Genomic DNA, 14,104 nt, shown 5'->3' on the forward strand with positions numbered 1-14,104 from the left:
CCCCTCTCGGGGGAAACGCATGGGCTACGACCGCTTCTACTTCCTGAAGAAGGCCTACGGGATCTATCCGGGGATCGGCGCGGCCGTATCGGCGCGCTGCCTGCAGGCCCACTATGCCGAGCGCCGCCAGCGGCGCGGACCCCTGCGGGCTGGGCTGGACGCAGTGGTTGGCCTGGCCTTCAAGACCTGGATCCCCTGGCGCGCGACCAAGGTGCAGAAGAAGTTCGGCCTGGACGCGGCCTGGCGCGCCCGCGCCGTCGCCATCGCCCGCGAGCGGTTTGTCGATCCCAACGACCTGGCCCTGTTCCGCATCGAAACGCCCGAGCAGCTGGATGTCTATGTCCGCCGCTTCGAGGACGCGGCGCTGAACAAGCAGATCAATCCCCGCGGCTGGACCCGCGCCTGCGTACTGGCCGACAAGGTCCGCTTTCAGGCTCGCTGCATCGAGGCGGGCCTGCCGCATCCGCGCACGGTGGCGCTGGTCAAGGACGGCCGTCTGACGGTGAAGGCCGATCCGGACGGCCGCGACCTCGTGCTCAAGCCGGCGGACGGGGAGGGCGGCGACGGTGTCGTCATTCTCGAACGCGTGGTCGACGCCGCCGACCTGGCCGCGCGCCTGCCGAAAGCGCGCGGCGCCTTCGTGGTCCAGGACCGCGTCCAGACCCATCCGGCCCTGCTGGGCCTGGCGCTGGACGCCCTGCCGACCGTGCGGATCGTGACCATGGTCGATGAGGTCGGCGCGCCGGAGGTGGTCAGCGCCACCTTCCGTTTCGCCTCGGTGGCCCGGGCGAGGGTCGACAACATGAAGGCCGGCGGTCTGATCTCGGCCGTCGACCTGCCGGTCGGAACCCTGGGCCTGGCCTGCAAGGGCTATGGCGGCGGCGACCACGCTACGCACCCGGTGACCGGAGCGGTGATCATCGGCCGCCGGTTGCCCGACTGGGCCGCCGCCAAGGGCCTGGTCCGCCGCGCCCACGCCGAGAGCTTCGCCGACTACGCCCTGATCGGCTGGGACGTGGCCCTGACGCCCGATGGCCCGGTGCTGATCGAGGCCAACGGCAAGCCCGGCGTCCTGATGCCGCAAAGGGCCGCGCGTCAGGGGCTGGCGACAGGCCGTTACGGCCAACTGCTGGCTTATCATCTTGCCATTAAACCTTAGCGCGACCGTCACAGGCCGCGCCTAGGTTTTGAAACTCGTCATCGACAAGGCGGATCAGCGAGAGGGGGCTCTCGCCGGACGCCAGCCTGGGGAGGCCCAGATGACTCGTTTCGCTCAAGCCTACGTCGCCCAAACCTCCGTGCCAGGCCCGCGCAGTCTGCCGCTCGAGGCCAAGCGCGCCCTGCGCATCATGCTGATCGCCAAACACGCCAAGGGGACCGGCGCGCCGCATCCCGAGGACGGCACCCACGCGGTCTATCACCGGGAGATGCGCCAGACCCTGGAGGACATCGGCGTCAACCTGACGGTCGCCGACGACTACAGCGTGCTGTTCGAGCGTCCGGACGTCGACTTCCTGTTCCCGCTGCTGAACCGCGCGGGCTTCATGAATTCCGAGATGCTGGCCCCGCTGCTGTGCAACCGCCTGAGCCTGCCGTACCTGGGCGCCAGCCCGATCCTGCGCGGCCTGTCGGACGACAAGCACCTGACCAAGCGCGCCGCCGTCGCGCGCGGCATTCCGACCGCGCCGTGGGCGGTCTATCGCCGCGGCGCGCCGATCGACGAGGCCCAGTGCCCGCAAGGCCAGCACTTCGTGATCAAGCCCAACGCCTCGTCGGCCAGCTGGGGCGTCAGCGACGCTCATGACTGGGCCGGGGTGCGGGCGGCGGTGATCCGCCTGCACGCCGAGGGCCACGACGCCATCGTCGAGCGCTTCATCCACGGCCACGACATCGAGATCTCGGCCATCACCCTGGACGGCGAGCCCTTCATCCTGCCGACCCAGATCGTCGAGCAGGCCGACCCGTCGCTGCTGCGCACCTATGCCGAGAAGCGCAACCTCACCGACGGCCAGGCCTACGAGATCCGTCCCCTGGAGGACGGCCCGATGCTGCGCCTGGCCGAGGAGCGCGCCCGGGTGATGATGCGCGAGTTCATGCCGTTCGACTACGGCCGCTTCGAGTTTCGCCTCGACGTTTCGACGGGCGAGGTGCAGTTCCTGGAGGTGAACCTGAACTGCAATCTGTGGTCCCGGAAGACCATCTCGATCGCCGCCCGCCAGATCGGCTGGAGCCACGAGGAGCTGATCGAGACCATCCTGACCGAGAGCCTGGAGCGCCAGGGCCTGATCCAGCGAGCGTTCGATGTCGTCGCAGCCTGAGTCGTTTGTCGGCGTGATCCTGGCCGGGCAGCGTCCCGGCCGCGTGGACGCCCTGGCCGAGGCCGCCGGGGTCGTGAACAAAAACCTCGTGCCGATCCAGGGCGCGCCGCTGGTGCGCCACGTGGTCGACGCCCTGGCCGCGACGCCGGGCCTCTCGCGCCTGCGCATCGTGGTCGAACCGGGGACCGCGCCGCTGATCGATGCGGTGCTGCCGCATAGCCGGCTGCAGATCGACTACGTCCCGGCCGCCAATAACCTGGCCGACAGCGTCTACGCCGCCGTCGAGGGCGTGGGCGACCTACCGATCCTGGTCACCACCGGCGACAACGTGCTGCTGACGCCGGGAGCGGTTCTGGACGTGCTGGCCGTGCTGCAGGGCGGGGCCGACGTCTCCCTGGCCATGGCCAGCCAGGCCTCGGTGATGGCCGCCCACCCGGAGGGGCAGCGCCGATTCTACCGCTTTTCGGACGACGCCTATTCCAACTGCAACCTCTACGCCTTCGCCGGCCCGGCCGCGACCTCGGCGGCCGAGAGCTTCCGCAGCGGCGGACAGTTCGCCAAGAAGCCGATGCGGATGATCATGGCCCTGGGGCCCATCAACCTGGCCCTGATGCTGATGGGGCGGCTGTCGCTGCGGGGCGCGCTGAAGCGCCTGGGCCGCCGCTTCCGCCTGAAGGTCGAGCCGGTGGTCCTGGCCGACGGCGCCCACGCCATCGACGTCGACAACGCCCGCACCTTCGCGGTGGCGGAGGAGCTGCTGGCGCGACGGGCGATGGCCGACGCGGCCTGAACACGAAAGAGGCGCAGACAGCCTTAACCCCGATTAGGGTTCGTTTTTAGTGTCTCGAACACAGCTGTCACGCATCTTCGCCAAGACATCCCTGCGGGAGGGCGTGGTGATGAAGTCTAGAGTGCGTGCAAAGAAGCATCCGTTTCCGGGCGGATGGCTGGTTCTGGGGATCTTGACCTGTGCGGCCCTGTTCTGGGCGGGTGTCCAGGGGGGCGACCACCTGTCTGGCGGGCTGTCCACCGCGGCCATGTTCGGCGCGTTCGCCGCGCTGTGGATCGGGCCGTTGCTGGCCGCGATCACGGTGCTGTGGGGCAGCTTCGCGTTCTTCAAGTGGCTGGTGGTGGGGCGGTAGCCTTTAGATCCTCCCTCGCTGTGCGGGGGAGGTGGCCCGGAGGGCCGGAGGGGGCTAATGCGGCCGGCATCCAGCTTGCCCCTCAGTCGCTTCGCGACAGCTCCCCCGTGACACGGGGGAGCATCTGAAACGAAAAACGCCCGGCTATCGCTAGCCGGGCGTTTTCGTGTCTTTTCGCGGAAGCGATCTTACTTGATCTTGCCTTCGCGGAATTCGACGTGCTTGCGGATGACCGGGTCGTACTTCTTCAGCACCATCTTTTCGGTCTTGGTGCGGGCGTTCTTCTTGGTGACGTAGAAGAAGCCGGTGTCCGCCGTCGAGTTCAGGCGGATCTTAATGGAAGCCGGTTTGGCCATGGTCGAATCCCTGCGATGGTCGCGCAGGTTCCCGCGCGTTGAAATGAGAGGCGCGGAACATACTCATCGGTGACTCAAAGTCAATTGGCCGGTGTGCAGCGCCTGTAGGGAAAGTCCGCTGACCGCGCCTGACCGTTCACCGAGCCCTCGATCCGGGCCACCAGCGTGTCCTTGTCGACGAGACGATAGAGAATTCGCTGCGGAAAATCATGCTCGGGCGCCTCGAAGGTCACGGCGTTCTCGGCAATCTCCTTCACCGGGAAGGCCGACTCGGTCTGGCCCGAGGGAATCGCGATGAAGCGCGGCTTGCCGTCGTCGCCGGGGACGATGCGCATATATTCGAACTCGCGCAGCTTGCCGTCGCGGACCGTTCGACTCATGCCCAGCATCGTTCCGCCGGCCGGCGGCAGCCACTGCTCGTCGATCTTGGCGCCGCTGGGTCGGGTCAGGGTCCAGCAGCCGGTCAGGAAGGCCAGCTTGTCGACCTCGGTCGGCGCCGCCGGCGTGGCGGCCAGGGTCAGAGCCAGTAGAGAACCGATCATGCGAGCCTCCCTGCGGCTCGGCCCTTAGAGGTGGGTCAGATGCCGCTTGCCGTTCAGGAAACGCATGAAGGGGGCCGGTCGTCCAGTCTGAGCCAGGCGCTCGCCCACCTCGTGCAGCACGAAGCGGGTGATGTTGGGCAGGTCCAGCGCCATGGCCTCCTGGAAGTCGACCCAGGCGATCTCGTCCAGCTCGCCGCAGTCGGGGCGGCGGTCGAGGCTGAGCAAGGCTTCGGCCGGGGCCATGAAGAAGCGGGCGTCGAAGCGGCGCGGGCGATAGGGCGGGGTGATGGCCCGGGCCACGAAGCTGAGCGGCGCCAGGTCGGGCAGGGCGCCCTGGGCCAGGAACGGCCGCCAGGCGCCGGCCCCGGGCCGCTCAGGGGCCCGCTTGGCCAGCAGCAGGCCCGTCTCCTCGAAGGTCTCGCGCACGGCCGCCAGGGCCAGGGCGCGCGACAGGCGGGCGGGCTTGGCGTGGCGGGGTTCCAGTTCCAGGCGCGTGGCGACCTCGGGCGTCAGTTCGCTGGCGCTGGGCGCGTCGTAGTCGCCCTTGTCGACCCGGCCGCCGGGAAACACCCACTTGTCCGGCATGAAGGCGTGGCCGTGGTTGCGGCGACCCATCAACAGGCGCGGCTGCGGGCCATCGGTGCGCACGATGATGACGGTGGCGGCGTGCTTGGGCTTCAGCGCCGCGCCGGTCTCGCGCACGGCGCCGTCGTTGATGGTGTCGAACTTGGCGTCGATCGGCGGCAGGGTCATGCGGACAAGGTTAGACCGATTGCGCGGCCTGGAAAGACCGACGTAACGTCAGGCGTATCTCAGAGGGGCTCACGCATGATCGGACGGATTTTCACCCTGGCGCTGGTCGCCGGCTTGTCGATGGGCGCACCGGCGCTGGCGGCCCCCTCGCAAGCCCAGGTGGTCGCGGCAGCCAAGGCCGTCCAGCCCAAGGTCGTGGCCTGGCGGCGCGACATCCACGAGCATCCGGAACTGGGCAACCAGGAGGTCCGCACCGCCGCCCTGATCGCCAAGGAGCTGAAGGCCCTGGGGCTGGAGGTCCGCGAGGGCGTCGGCAAGACTGGTGTCGTGGGCGTCCTCAAGGGCGGCAAGCCCGGCAAGGTCGTGGCCCTACGCGCCGACATGGACGGCCTGCCCGTCGAGGAAAAGACCGGCCTGCCGTTCGCCTCCAAGGTTATGGCGACCTGGGAAGGCCGCACAGTGCCGGTCATGCACGCCTGCGGTCACGACAACCACGTCGCCATGCTGCTGGGCGCGGCCACGGTGCTGGCCGGCATGAAGAAGGACATCGCTGGCACGGTCGTCTTCGTCTTCCAACCGGCCGAGGAAGGCCCGCAGGCGGGCGAGGAGGGCGGCGCCAAGCTGATGATCCAGGACGGCGTTCTGGACCAGCCCAAGGTCGACGCGATCTTCGGCCTGCACATCGGTCCCGGCGACGGCCACCAGCTGAACTATCGCCCCGAAGGCTTCTACGCCTCGTCCGACCGGCTGACGATCACGGTCAAGGGCAAGCAGACCCACGGCGCGCGGCCTTGGGCCGGCGTCGACATGGCCAGCGTCGCGGCCGACATCGTCCAGGCCGTCAACCAGATCGCCGCCCGCCAGGTCGACGTCGGCGCCTCGCCCTCGGTGGTGACCATCGCGGTCATCAACATGGGCATGCGCCAGAACATCATCCCCGAGGACCTGAAGATGGAGGGGACCATGCGGACCTTCTCCAAGGCCCGCCACGACGACCTGATCGCCAAGGTGACGAAGGCCGTGGCCAGCATCGGCGATCGCTATGGCGCCAAGGCCGAGGCGGTGTTCAGCCAGCCCTATCCGGTGACCTACAACGACCCGGCGCTCAGCAAGTGGGTCAAGACGAGTTTAGAGAAGGCCTCGCCCGGCAAGGTCGACGACAACGCCGCTCTGGTGACCGGGGCCGAGGACTTCTCGATGTACGCCGAGAAGGTGCCAGCGGTGTTCGTGCAGCTGGGCGGCCGCAAGGCGGATGTGCCGGCCGCGGGGGCTCCGGCCAATCACTCGCCTTACTTCGACATCGACGAGGCGACGCTCGAGACCGGGGTGAAGGCCGAGGTGTTCATGGCGCTGGATTATCTAGGGCGGCGCTGACCCCTCCACCGGCTTCGCCGGTCCCCCTCCCCCAAAGGGGGAGGATAGATATCCCGCGCATTACCTCTCCGCCCCCGGCTGGGGGCGGACAGACCTGCGTCAGCAGGTCAGGTGGGGGCCTGTGCTGACTTGGCGGCAAACCACGGCGTCACCCGCCGCAGGGCCTCCTGCACCTCCGCCGTCGACACCGCGAAGCTGAAGCGGATGAAGCGGTGGCCCTCCACGGGATCGAAGTCCACGCCCGGCGCCGTCGCCACGCCCGTATCCCGCAGCAGCTGCTGGCAGAAGCCCAGCGAGTCGTCGGTCAGGTGGCCGATGTCGGCCCAGATGTAGAAGGCGCCGTCCGGCGGGGCGATCTGCTGCAGGCCCAGGGCCGGCAGGGCGTCCAGCATCAGCTGGCGGTTGGCGCGATAGACGTCGATGTGGGCTTCCAGCTCGTCCAGGCAGTCCATGGCCGCCAGGCCCGCGTGCTGGCTCAGCGACGGGGCGGTCAGGAACAGGTTGCCGACATAGGCGCGGGCGCGGTCCAGGTCCTCGCCCCTGGGCGTCAGCAGCCAGCCCAGCCGCCAGCCGGCCATGCTGAAGTACTTGCTGAAGCTGTTCACGATCAGCGCGTCGGGCGCGTACTCCAGCATCGACGGCGTGCGGCCCGTGTAGCTGAGGCCGTGATAGATCTCGTCGCTGATGATGCGGATGCCGCGCTCGCGGCAGACCCGGGCGATGGCTTCCAGCTCCTCGGGCGCGATGATCGTGCCGGTCGGGTTGGCGGGGCTGGCGACGATGACGCCGGCGGGCGCCGGGTCCAGCTCCGCCAGGTGTTTCGCCGTCAGCTGGAAGCGATCCTCGGGCCCGCAGGCGATCTCGACCGGCTCCAGGTGCAGGGCTTTCAGGCTGTTGCGATAGGCGACATAGCCGGGGCGGGCCAGGGCCACGCGGTCGCCGGGCTTGAACAGGCTGGACAGCGCCAGCACCAGCGCCGGCGAGGCCCCGCAGGTCAGGACGATGCGCTCGGGCTCGACCGTCACGCCGTAGAGCGCCTGGTAGCGCTGGGCGATCCGCTCACGCAGCAGCGGGCTCTCCCAATAGCCCATGGCCTCGACGTCGAGGATCTCATGGGCTTTCGCCAGGGCCTTGCTAGGCGCGCCGGTCGAGGGTTGGCCGAACTCCATATGGATGATCGACCGACCCTGGCTCTTCAGCTCGTGAGCCAGGCGGCTGATGGCGATGGCGTGGAAGGGTTCGAGTTCGGCGCGCATCAGCGCCGCTTCCCGCGCCGTACGCCTTTCGGCAAACCTCCGCGCGGCTTGACCGCTGCCTGACGGCGCGCGCCCAGGCGGGGGCGAGGCATGTTCGGATCGGGCGCGACCGGCTCGCTCAGCATCTCGAACAGCAGACCGCCGGTCACCGGGGTGGCCTCGACCAGCTTGACCTCGACATTCATGCCCAGCGGCCAGCGCTTGCCGGTCCGCTCGCCGACCAGGGCGTGCATCTTGTCGTCGTGGACGAAGAACTCCGCGCCCAGGGTCGAGACCGGCACCAGGCCATCGGCCCCGGTGTCGGACAGCTTGATGAACAGGCCAAAGCGGGTGACGCCGGTGATCCGACCCTCGAAGGTCGCGCCGACGCGATCGGCCAGGAAGGCGGCGATGTAGCGGTCGGTGGCGTCGCGCTCGGCGGCCATGGCCCGGCGCTCGGCGTGGGTGATGACCTCGGCCGTGTCCTTGATCTGGGCGATGTCCTGGTCGGTCAGGCCGTCGTCGCCCAGACCCAGGGCCCGGATCAGGCCGCGGTGTACGATCAGGTCGGCGTAGCGGCGGATCGGGCTGGTGAAGTGGGCGTACTTGGCCAGGTTCAGGCCGAAGTGGCCGATGTTGTCGGCGCTGTAGTGGGCCTGCATCTGGGTGCGCAGGACCACCTCGTTGATGATCGCTGCATTGGGGCTCTCGCGGGTCTCGTCCAGCAGCTTGTTGAACCGCGACGTCTGCGGGGCCTCGCCCTTGTTCCAGCGGATCTCCAGCGTCTGCAGGAAGTCGGCGAGGTTCTGCACCTTCTCCAGGCTGGGCGTGTCGTGCACCCGGTAGATCAGGGGCGAGCGCTTGGCTTCCAGGCTTTCGGCGGCGCAGACATTGGCCTGCACCATCATCTCCTCGATCAGCTTGTGGGCTTCCAGGCTGGCGCGCTTGGTGATCGAGGCGATCTCGCCGTCGCGGATGATGATCCGGCGCTCGTCGCTTTCGATGGCCAGGGGCGAGCGGGCGTCGCGGCCGATCTTCATCGTCCGATAGGCTTCCCACAGGGGTTGCAGGATCGGCTCCAGCAGCGGGCCGGCCTTGTCGTCGGGCTGGCCGTCGATGGCGTTCTGGGCCTGCTCGTAGCTGAGCTTGGCGGCCGAGCGCATCAGGCCACGCACGAACTTGTGGCCCTTCTTGCGGCCCGACTTGTCGAAGACCATCCGCACGGCCAGGGTCGCGCGGTTCTCGCTCTCACGGAGAGAGCACAGGCCGTTCGACAGGGTCTCGGGCAGCATCGGCTCGACGCGGTCGGGGAAGTAGACGCTGTTGCCCTTCTCGCGGGCGTCGCGGTCCAGGGCCGAGCCGGGGCGCACATAGGCGGCGACGTCGGCGATGGCTACCCAGACCACCCAGCCGCCGACATTGGTCGCGTCCTCGTCGAGGTGAGCGAAGACGGCGTCGTCGTGGTCGCGGGCGTCCACGGGGTCGATGGTCACGAACGGCAGATGCCGCAGGTCCTCCCGGCCGGCCAGGGTCGGCTCGACGGCGGCCTTGGCCTCGCGTTCGGCCTCTTCGGAGAAGCCGGTCGGGATGCCGTGGCTGTGGATGGCGATCAGCGAGGCGGCGCGCGGGTCGTTCTCGGTCCCCACGACTTCCAGCACCTTGCCGGGCTTGGGTCCGTAGCGGCCGCCGTGCGTGCCGACCTGGGCGACGACCAGGTCGCCATCCTTCAGGTCGTGGGCGACGCTGGGGTCCAGGACCAGCACGTCCTTGGACTTGCGGTCGACCGGCTCGACGCGGATCTCCTTGCGGTGCTTGCGGATGACGCCCAGCACCTTGTGGGCGCTCTGGCCCAGCTTCTTGATCAGCTTGGCCTCGAACTCGCCGGTCTCCAGCCGCTCGAAACGGACCAGCAGGCGATCGCCCAGGCCGGGCGCGCCGGCGACGGCCTCGCCCTTGGTCGGGGCTAGGCGGACATTGGGCACGTCGTCGTCGGACTTGGTCAGCTTGACGTACAGCTCGCCGTCATTGTCGCGTTCGACCACGTCGGCCACGCCGACCGGGGGCAGGGAGCCGGCTTCGGCGAAGCCCTTGCGACCGCGCTTGGCCAGGGCGCCTTGCGCCTCCAGCTCACGGATCATCTCGCGCAGGGCGCGGCGGTCGGCGCCCTTGAGGCCGAAGTGACGGGCGATGTCGGCCTTCCCGCTCTCGCCGGCGTCACGCAGAAACGCGATCAGCGTGTCCTTGTCGGGCAGGCCGGCGGGGGGCTTGGGCTTGAAGGTCTTGGTCGGGCGGAGTTTGGCCATGTCCTGCCTTACCCCGTTCGCGTGGCTTAGGGAAACGCGAGGAGCGTCCCGAAGGTCAGTACAGGTCCTCGATCGAGCGCGGCGGCGGCGGATCGGCCGGTTTCGGCGCAGGCGTGGCGGCCGGCGCGGGCGTCGGTGCGGCCACGGGCGGGGCCTCAATGACCGGCGGGGCTTCCTGCTCGACGACCTCGACCTCGACCGCCTTGGGCTTGGGCTTCTCGGCCGGCGGGGGCTCGTAGGCGAGGGCGGGGGCGGCGTCCTTGACCGGCACGCCCGAGACCTCGGCCAGCGGCGCGGTCGAGGTTTCGGTCCCGCCGCGATCCAGCTCCATGGCCTTGGTCAGGCCCATGGCGAAGCCGCCGGCGCAGCAGGCCAGCAGGGCGACGACGACGACGCCAAGAGGAATGGGCCGTTCCAACGAGGTCATGACCCGACCCTAATCCTCTCGGCGGCTGACGTCACGCCTCGTCGTCCCACGGGGCGGCGCCGTCGTCCGAGGTTTCGGCCGCAGCGGCCTTGGCCTTGGGCGCGGCCTTCTTGGCGGCCGGTTTCTTGGCGGCGGGCTTCTTGGTCGCCGTCTTCTTGGCCGGAGCCTCACCCTCGGCAGCCTTGGCCTTGGCCGGCGCCTTCTTCGCGGCAGCAGCCTTCTTCACCGGCTTCTTGCCGCCGCCCTTGGCGGCGCGCTCGGCGATCAGGGCCACGGCCTCTTCCATGGTGATGGCGGCCGGGTCCTTGCCCTTGGGCACGTTGGCGTTGGTGTCGCCGTGCTTGATGTAGGGCCCAAAGCGGCCCGACAGCACGCGCACCGGCTTGCCATCCTCGGGGTGGTTGCCGAGTTCAGCCAGGGCCGCGGCGGCCGCGCGTTGCGGACGTCCGCCGCCGGCCCGCTTGTCGGCCAGGATGGCGACGGCGCGGTTCAGGCCGACGTCGAACACTTCGTCGGCGTTCTCCAGATTGGCGTAGGTGCCGTCGTGCAGCACGAACGGTCCGAAGCGCCCCAGGCCCGCGGTGATGACCTTGCCGTCGTCCGGGTGTTTCCCGACCTCGCGGGGCAGGGACAGCAGGCGCAGGGCCTTTTCCAGGTCCATGGCCGAAGCGATCCAGCCCTTGGGCAGGGACGAGCGCTTGGGCTTCTCGCCGCTTTCGGCGGCGGCCAGCTCTTCGACATAGGGACCAAAGCGGCCGTTCTTCAGCCACACGGCCAGGCCGGTGGCCGGGTTCAGGCCCAGTTCCTTGTCGGCGCTCTCGGCGTCGCCGTCGCCTTCCGACACGCCCAGTTGGCGCGTGTAGCGGCACTCCGGATAGTTCGAGCAGCCGATGAAGGCCCCGAACTTGCCGGTCTTCAGCGACAGTTGCCCACTGTTGCAGGTGGGGCAGAGGCGCGGATCCGAACCATCGCCCTTGTCGGGGAAGATGTGCGGGCCCAGAGCCTCGTTCAGCGCGTCCAGCACATTGGTGGTGCGCAGCTCGGAGATCTCGCCGACGGCGGCGTGGAAATCCTTCCAGAAGTCGCGCAGGAACTGCTTCCAGTCCAGCTTGCCGTCCGACACCAGGTCCAGCTGCTCTTCCAGAGCGGCGGTGAAGTCGTACTCGACGTAGCGCTTGAAGAACTGCTCGAGGAACGCGGTGACCAGGCGGCCCTTGTCCTCGGGGACGAAGCGCTGCTTGTCCATCTTCACGTATTCGCGGTCGCGCAGCACGGTCAGGACCGAGGCGTAGGTCGACGGACGGCCGATGCCCAGCTCTTCCATCTTCTTGACCAGGCTGGCTTCCGAGTAGCGCGGCGGTGGTTCGGTGAAGTGCTGGTCGGCGCGGGCCTCGATGACCTTGGCGGCGGCGCCTTCCTCGATCATCGGCAGGCGGGCGCTGTCTTCACCTTCCTCGTCGTCGCGGCCTTCCTCATAGACGGCCAGATAGCCGGGGAAGAGCACGACTTGACCCGTGGCGCGCAGGCCGGTCTGGCCGTCGGCGCTCTCCAGGTCGACCGTCGTGCGCTCGATGCGAGCGCTTTCCATCTGCGAGGCGATCATCCGCTTCCAGATCAGCTCGTACAGACGGCCGAGGTCGCCCTCCAGGCGCAGCGAGCCGGGGTTGCGGTTCAGGCTGGTCGGGCGGATGGCTTCGTGAGCCTCCTGGGCGTTCTTGGCCTTGGCCTTGTAGTAGCGCGGCGTCTCGGGGACGTAGGGCGCGCCGTAGACGTTGCCGATCACGCTGCGGGCTTCGGCGATGCCTTCCGGCTCGACCGACACGCCGTCGGTCCGCATGTAGGTGATCAGACCGACGGTCTCGCCGCCGATGTCGATGCCTTCATACAGCTTCTGGGCGGCCTGCATGGTGCGCTGAGCGCTGAAGCCGAGCTTGCGGGCGGCTTCCTGTTGCAGGGTCGAGGTGGTGAAGGGCGGGGCGGGCGAGCGCTTGCCGGGCTTCTTCTCGACGGCGGCGACCTTGAACACGGCGTTGGTCACCGCGGCCTTGGCGGCCAGGGCCGAGGTCTCGTTGCCCAGGTCGAACTTGGTGAGCTTCTTGCCCTCGTGCTTGACCAGGCGGGCCGTGAACGGATCGGCGCCGGCCGACACGTCGGCGTCGACGCTCCAATATTCCTGGGTCTTGAAGCGCTCGATCTCGAGTTCGCGGTCGACGATCAGGCGCAGGCAGACCGACTGCACGCGGCCGGCCGAGCGCGAACCGGGAAGCTTGCGCCAAAGGACGGGCGATAGCGTGAAGCCGACGAGATAGTCGAGGGCGCGGCGGGCGAGGTACGCCTCGACCAACTCCATGTCGACGTCTCGCGGATTGGCCATGGCGTCCAGCACGGACGTCTTGGTGATGGCGTTGAAGGTGACGCGCTGGACGGCCTTGTCCTTCAGCGCCTTCTTCTTGTTCAGCACTTCCAGAACGTGCCAGCTGATCGCTTCCCCTTCGCGATCCGGGTCAGTCGCCAGGATGAGGCGGTCGGCCTTCTTCAGGGCGTCGACGATGTCGCTCACCCGCTTGGAGGCCTTGGCGTCGACTTCCCAGCTCATGGCGAAGTCGTTGTCCGGCTCGACCGAGCCATCCTTGGACGGCAGGTCGCGGATATGGCCGTACGAGGCGAGAACCGTGTAGTCGGACCCGAGGTACTTGTTGATGGTCTTGGCCTTGGCCGGGCTCTCGACGACGACGACGTTCATTCTGACTCTATGCTTTAGGGAAAGCGGATCGCCCTGGAGGCGAGCGCCGGGAAAGTGGGGCTACACTCAAGGCCTGTCAACGCGGCCTCGTTCAAACGGCGACGCTTAGCCGGTTGTTAAGGCCGTTCTGCCAGGATCATGGCGTCGTTTTATGACTGCGTGCCGATGGACCTGACCGTCAACCGGATCGCCACCGAGGCCTATGTCTCGCCGATCCGCCCGATCAAGGCTGTGACCTCCAATGCCGAGCGCGCGGAAATCGCCGACCGGCTGAAGGAAGCCGTGCGCGCGACGCCGGCCGCCGGCACGGGCCTGCTGGTGGATTTGAGCGTCTAAGGCTCAGTTCCGCCAATCTCCAAACATATACAACCGTCATTCCCGCCCTTGTGGCGGGAACCCCTCTGTCCGCGGCAGGTGCGAGTGGGCGGAGGCCGCTGTCGATCCGATTTCTTCTCACATGCGGGCTGACCAAGGGGTTCCCGCCACAAGGGCGGGAATGACGGGATATGGGATCAAGCTAGACCAATCGCCACGTTCCTGACGCGGGATCGTGATCTGCCAAGGTTCTGGACCGGCGCTTCGGTCCGTAGCATGGCGGACCCATGGCGCACTGGAGACGAGGCCGACGCGGTGGTCTGGCGGCTTTTGTTGTGAGCGTCGGCGCACACGTTGCGGCCCTGGTGGTGCTGTTCCATGCTCAGGTCATCCCGCCGCAGCCCGAGCCGCCGTCGGTGATGGTGTCGCTGGTCGATCCTCCACCCCCGCCACCGCCGCCTCCGCCACCCCCTCCGCCGCCGCCCGCGCCCCACGACGCGCCCAAGTCGCCGGTGAAGGCCCCGACCAAGCCGCCGTCGCCCGAGAAGACCAAGGAGACGGCCCGCTCCGCGCCGCGCTCGCCCCTGCGGGTGACC

13 protein-coding genes and 1 pseudogene are annotated in these 14,104 nt (G+C 68.5%); 7 read left to right on the forward strand and 7 right to left on the reverse strand.

The window, feature by feature from the left end:
- Positions 1-19 precede the first annotated feature (19 nt).
- The 4 genes from ABDW31_RS08935 to ABDW31_RS08950 all read left to right on the forward strand — a co-directional run bounded on the left by ABDW31_RS08935 (position 20) and on the right by ABDW31_RS08950 (position 3,460).
- Positions 20-1,159 (forward strand): sugar-transfer associated ATP-grasp domain-containing protein, encoded by a 1,140-nt coding sequence (locus ABDW31_RS08935; RefSeq protein WP_184718407.1) that lies wholly within the window; start codon positions 20-22, stop codon positions 1,157-1,159.
- A 100-nt stretch (positions 1,160-1,259) separates the two neighbouring features.
- A complete protein-coding gene (locus ABDW31_RS08940) occupies positions 1,260-2,318 on the forward strand; it encodes a phosphoribosylglycinamide synthetase (RefSeq protein ID WP_184718409.1) in 1,059 nt (352 codons plus the stop codon).
- Positions 2,302-3,108: an NTP transferase domain-containing protein gene (locus tag ABDW31_RS08945; RefSeq protein WP_184718411.1), complete on the forward strand. Its 807-nt coding sequence runs from the start codon at positions 2,302-2,304 to the stop codon at positions 3,106-3,108. Before ABDW31_RS08940 ends, ABDW31_RS08945 begins: the two co-directional genes overlap by 17 nt.
- 106 nt (positions 3,109-3,214) lie before the next feature.
- A complete protein-coding gene (locus ABDW31_RS08950) occupies positions 3,215-3,460 on the forward strand; it encodes a hypothetical protein (RefSeq protein ID WP_343698475.1) in 246 nt (81 codons plus the stop codon).
- Positions 3,461-3,648: 188 nt separating this feature from the next.
- On the opposite strand, the gene rpmG is transcribed toward ABDW31_RS08950, so the two are convergent.
- The 3 genes from rpmG to ABDW31_RS08965 all read right to left on the reverse strand — a co-directional run bounded on the left by rpmG (position 3,649) and on the right by ABDW31_RS08965 (position 5,111).
- Complete coding sequence (gene rpmG / locus ABDW31_RS08955; RefSeq protein ID WP_010920317.1) at positions 3,649-3,816, reverse strand: 50S ribosomal protein L33; 168 nt, start codon at positions 3,814-3,816, stop codon at positions 3,649-3,651.
- Between the two features lie 80 nt (positions 3,817-3,896).
- Positions 3,897-4,358, reverse strand: a complete 462-nt coding sequence (locus ABDW31_RS08960; protein WP_184718415.1) for a DUF6265 family protein — start codon at positions 4,356-4,358, stop codon at positions 3,897-3,899.
- Positions 4,359-4,382: 24 nt separating this feature from the next.
- Positions 4,383-5,111: an NUDIX hydrolase gene (locus ABDW31_RS08965; RefSeq protein ID WP_184718417.1), complete on the reverse strand. Its 729-nt coding sequence runs from the start codon at positions 5,109-5,111 to the stop codon at positions 4,383-4,385.
- A gap of 75 nt (positions 5,112-5,186) precedes the next feature.
- On the opposite strand from ABDW31_RS08965, the gene ABDW31_RS08970 reads away from it, so the two are divergent.
- Positions 5,187-6,485, forward strand: a complete 1,299-nt coding sequence (locus ABDW31_RS08970) for an amidohydrolase (protein WP_184718419.1) — start codon at positions 5,187-5,189, stop codon at positions 6,483-6,485.
- A gap of 107 nt (positions 6,486-6,592) precedes the next feature.
- On the opposite strand, the gene ABDW31_RS08975 is transcribed toward ABDW31_RS08970, so the two are convergent.
- Genes ABDW31_RS08975 through topA form a run of 4 tightly spaced genes read right to left on the reverse strand, consistent with a single transcriptional unit; the run spans position 6,593 to position 13,193 of the window.
- A complete protein-coding gene (locus ABDW31_RS08975; RefSeq protein WP_184718421.1) occupies positions 6,593-7,741 on the reverse strand; it encodes an aminotransferase class I/II-fold pyridoxal phosphate-dependent enzyme in 1,149 nt (382 codons plus the stop codon).
- Complete coding sequence (gene rnr, locus ABDW31_RS08980; protein WP_184718423.1) at positions 7,741-10,023, reverse strand: ribonuclease R; 2,283 nt, start codon at positions 10,021-10,023, stop codon at positions 7,741-7,743. The genes ABDW31_RS08975 and rnr overlap by 1 nt, the downstream gene beginning before the upstream one ends.
- Before the next feature lie 55 nt (positions 10,024-10,078).
- On the reverse strand, positions 10,079-10,450 hold the full coding sequence (locus ABDW31_RS08985; protein ID WP_184718425.1) for a hypothetical protein: 372 nt from the start codon (positions 10,448-10,450) through the stop codon (positions 10,079-10,081).
- 31 nt (positions 10,451-10,481) lie between these two features.
- Entirely contained in the window at positions 10,482-13,193 is a 2,712-nt protein-coding gene (gene topA / locus ABDW31_RS08990) for a type I DNA topoisomerase (RefSeq protein WP_184718427.1), read from the reverse strand.
- Positions 13,194-13,358: 165 nt separating this feature from the next.
- Between topA and ABDW31_RS08995 the strand changes: the two genes are divergently transcribed.
- Both ABDW31_RS08995 and ABDW31_RS09000 read left to right on the forward strand, forming a co-directional pair.
- Complete coding sequence (locus tag ABDW31_RS08995; protein WP_184723796.1) at positions 13,359-13,529, forward strand: hypothetical protein; 171 nt, start codon at positions 13,359-13,361, stop codon at positions 13,527-13,529.
- Positions 13,530-13,843: 314 nt separating this feature from the next.
- Positions 13,844-14,104, forward strand: a pseudogene (locus ABDW31_RS09000) (hypothetical protein); the annotation flags it as partial.

Origin of the sequence: Caulobacter sp. (genome assembly GCF_039596335.1) — a bacterium.
In the GTDB taxonomy this organism is placed as follows: domain Bacteria; phylum Pseudomonadota; class Alphaproteobacteria; order Caulobacterales; family Caulobacteraceae; genus Caulobacter.

Bases quoted from the DNA above. Each gene is read 5' to 3' on its own strand.
- rpmG (WP_010920317.1), bottom strand. From the start codon at position 3,816: ATGGCCAAACCGGCTTCCATTAAGATCCGCCTGAACTCGACGGCGGAC.
- ABDW31_RS08970 (WP_184718419.1), top strand. From the start codon at position 5,187: ATGATCGGACGGATTTTCACCCTGGCGCTGGTCGCCGGCTTGTCGATG.
- ABDW31_RS08935 (WP_184718407.1), top strand. From the start codon at position 20: ATGGGCTACGACCGCTTCTACTTCCTGAAGAAGGCCTACGGGATCTAT.
- ABDW31_RS08940 (WP_184718409.1), top strand. From the start codon at position 1,260: ATGACTCGTTTCGCTCAAGCCTACGTCGCCCAAACCTCCGTGCCAGGC.
- rnr (WP_184718423.1), bottom strand. From the start codon at position 10,023: ATGGCCAAACTCCGCCCGACCAAGACCTTCAAGCCCAAGCCCCCCGCC.
- ABDW31_RS08975 (WP_184718421.1), bottom strand. From the start codon at position 7,741: ATGCGCGCCGAACTCGAACCCTTCCACGCCATCGCCATCAGCCGCCTG.
- ABDW31_RS08985 (WP_184718425.1), bottom strand. From the start codon at position 10,450: ATGACCTCGTTGGAACGGCCCATTCCTCTTGGCGTCGTCGTCGTCGCC.
- topA (WP_184718427.1), bottom strand. From the start codon at position 13,193: ATGAACGTCGTCGTCGTCGAGAGCCCGGCCAAGGCCAAGACCATCAAC.
- ABDW31_RS08965 (WP_184718417.1), bottom strand. From the start codon at position 5,111: ATGACCCTGCCGCCGATCGACGCCAAGTTCGACACCATCAACGACGGC.
- ABDW31_RS08945 (WP_184718411.1), top strand. From the start codon at position 2,302: ATGTCGTCGCAGCCTGAGTCGTTTGTCGGCGTGATCCTGGCCGGGCAG.
- ABDW31_RS08960 (WP_184718415.1), bottom strand. From the start codon at position 4,358: ATGATCGGTTCTCTACTGGCTCTGACCCTGGCCGCCACGCCGGCGGCG.
- ABDW31_RS08995 (WP_184723796.1), top strand. From the start codon at position 13,359: ATGGACCTGACCGTCAACCGGATCGCCACCGAGGCCTATGTCTCGCCG.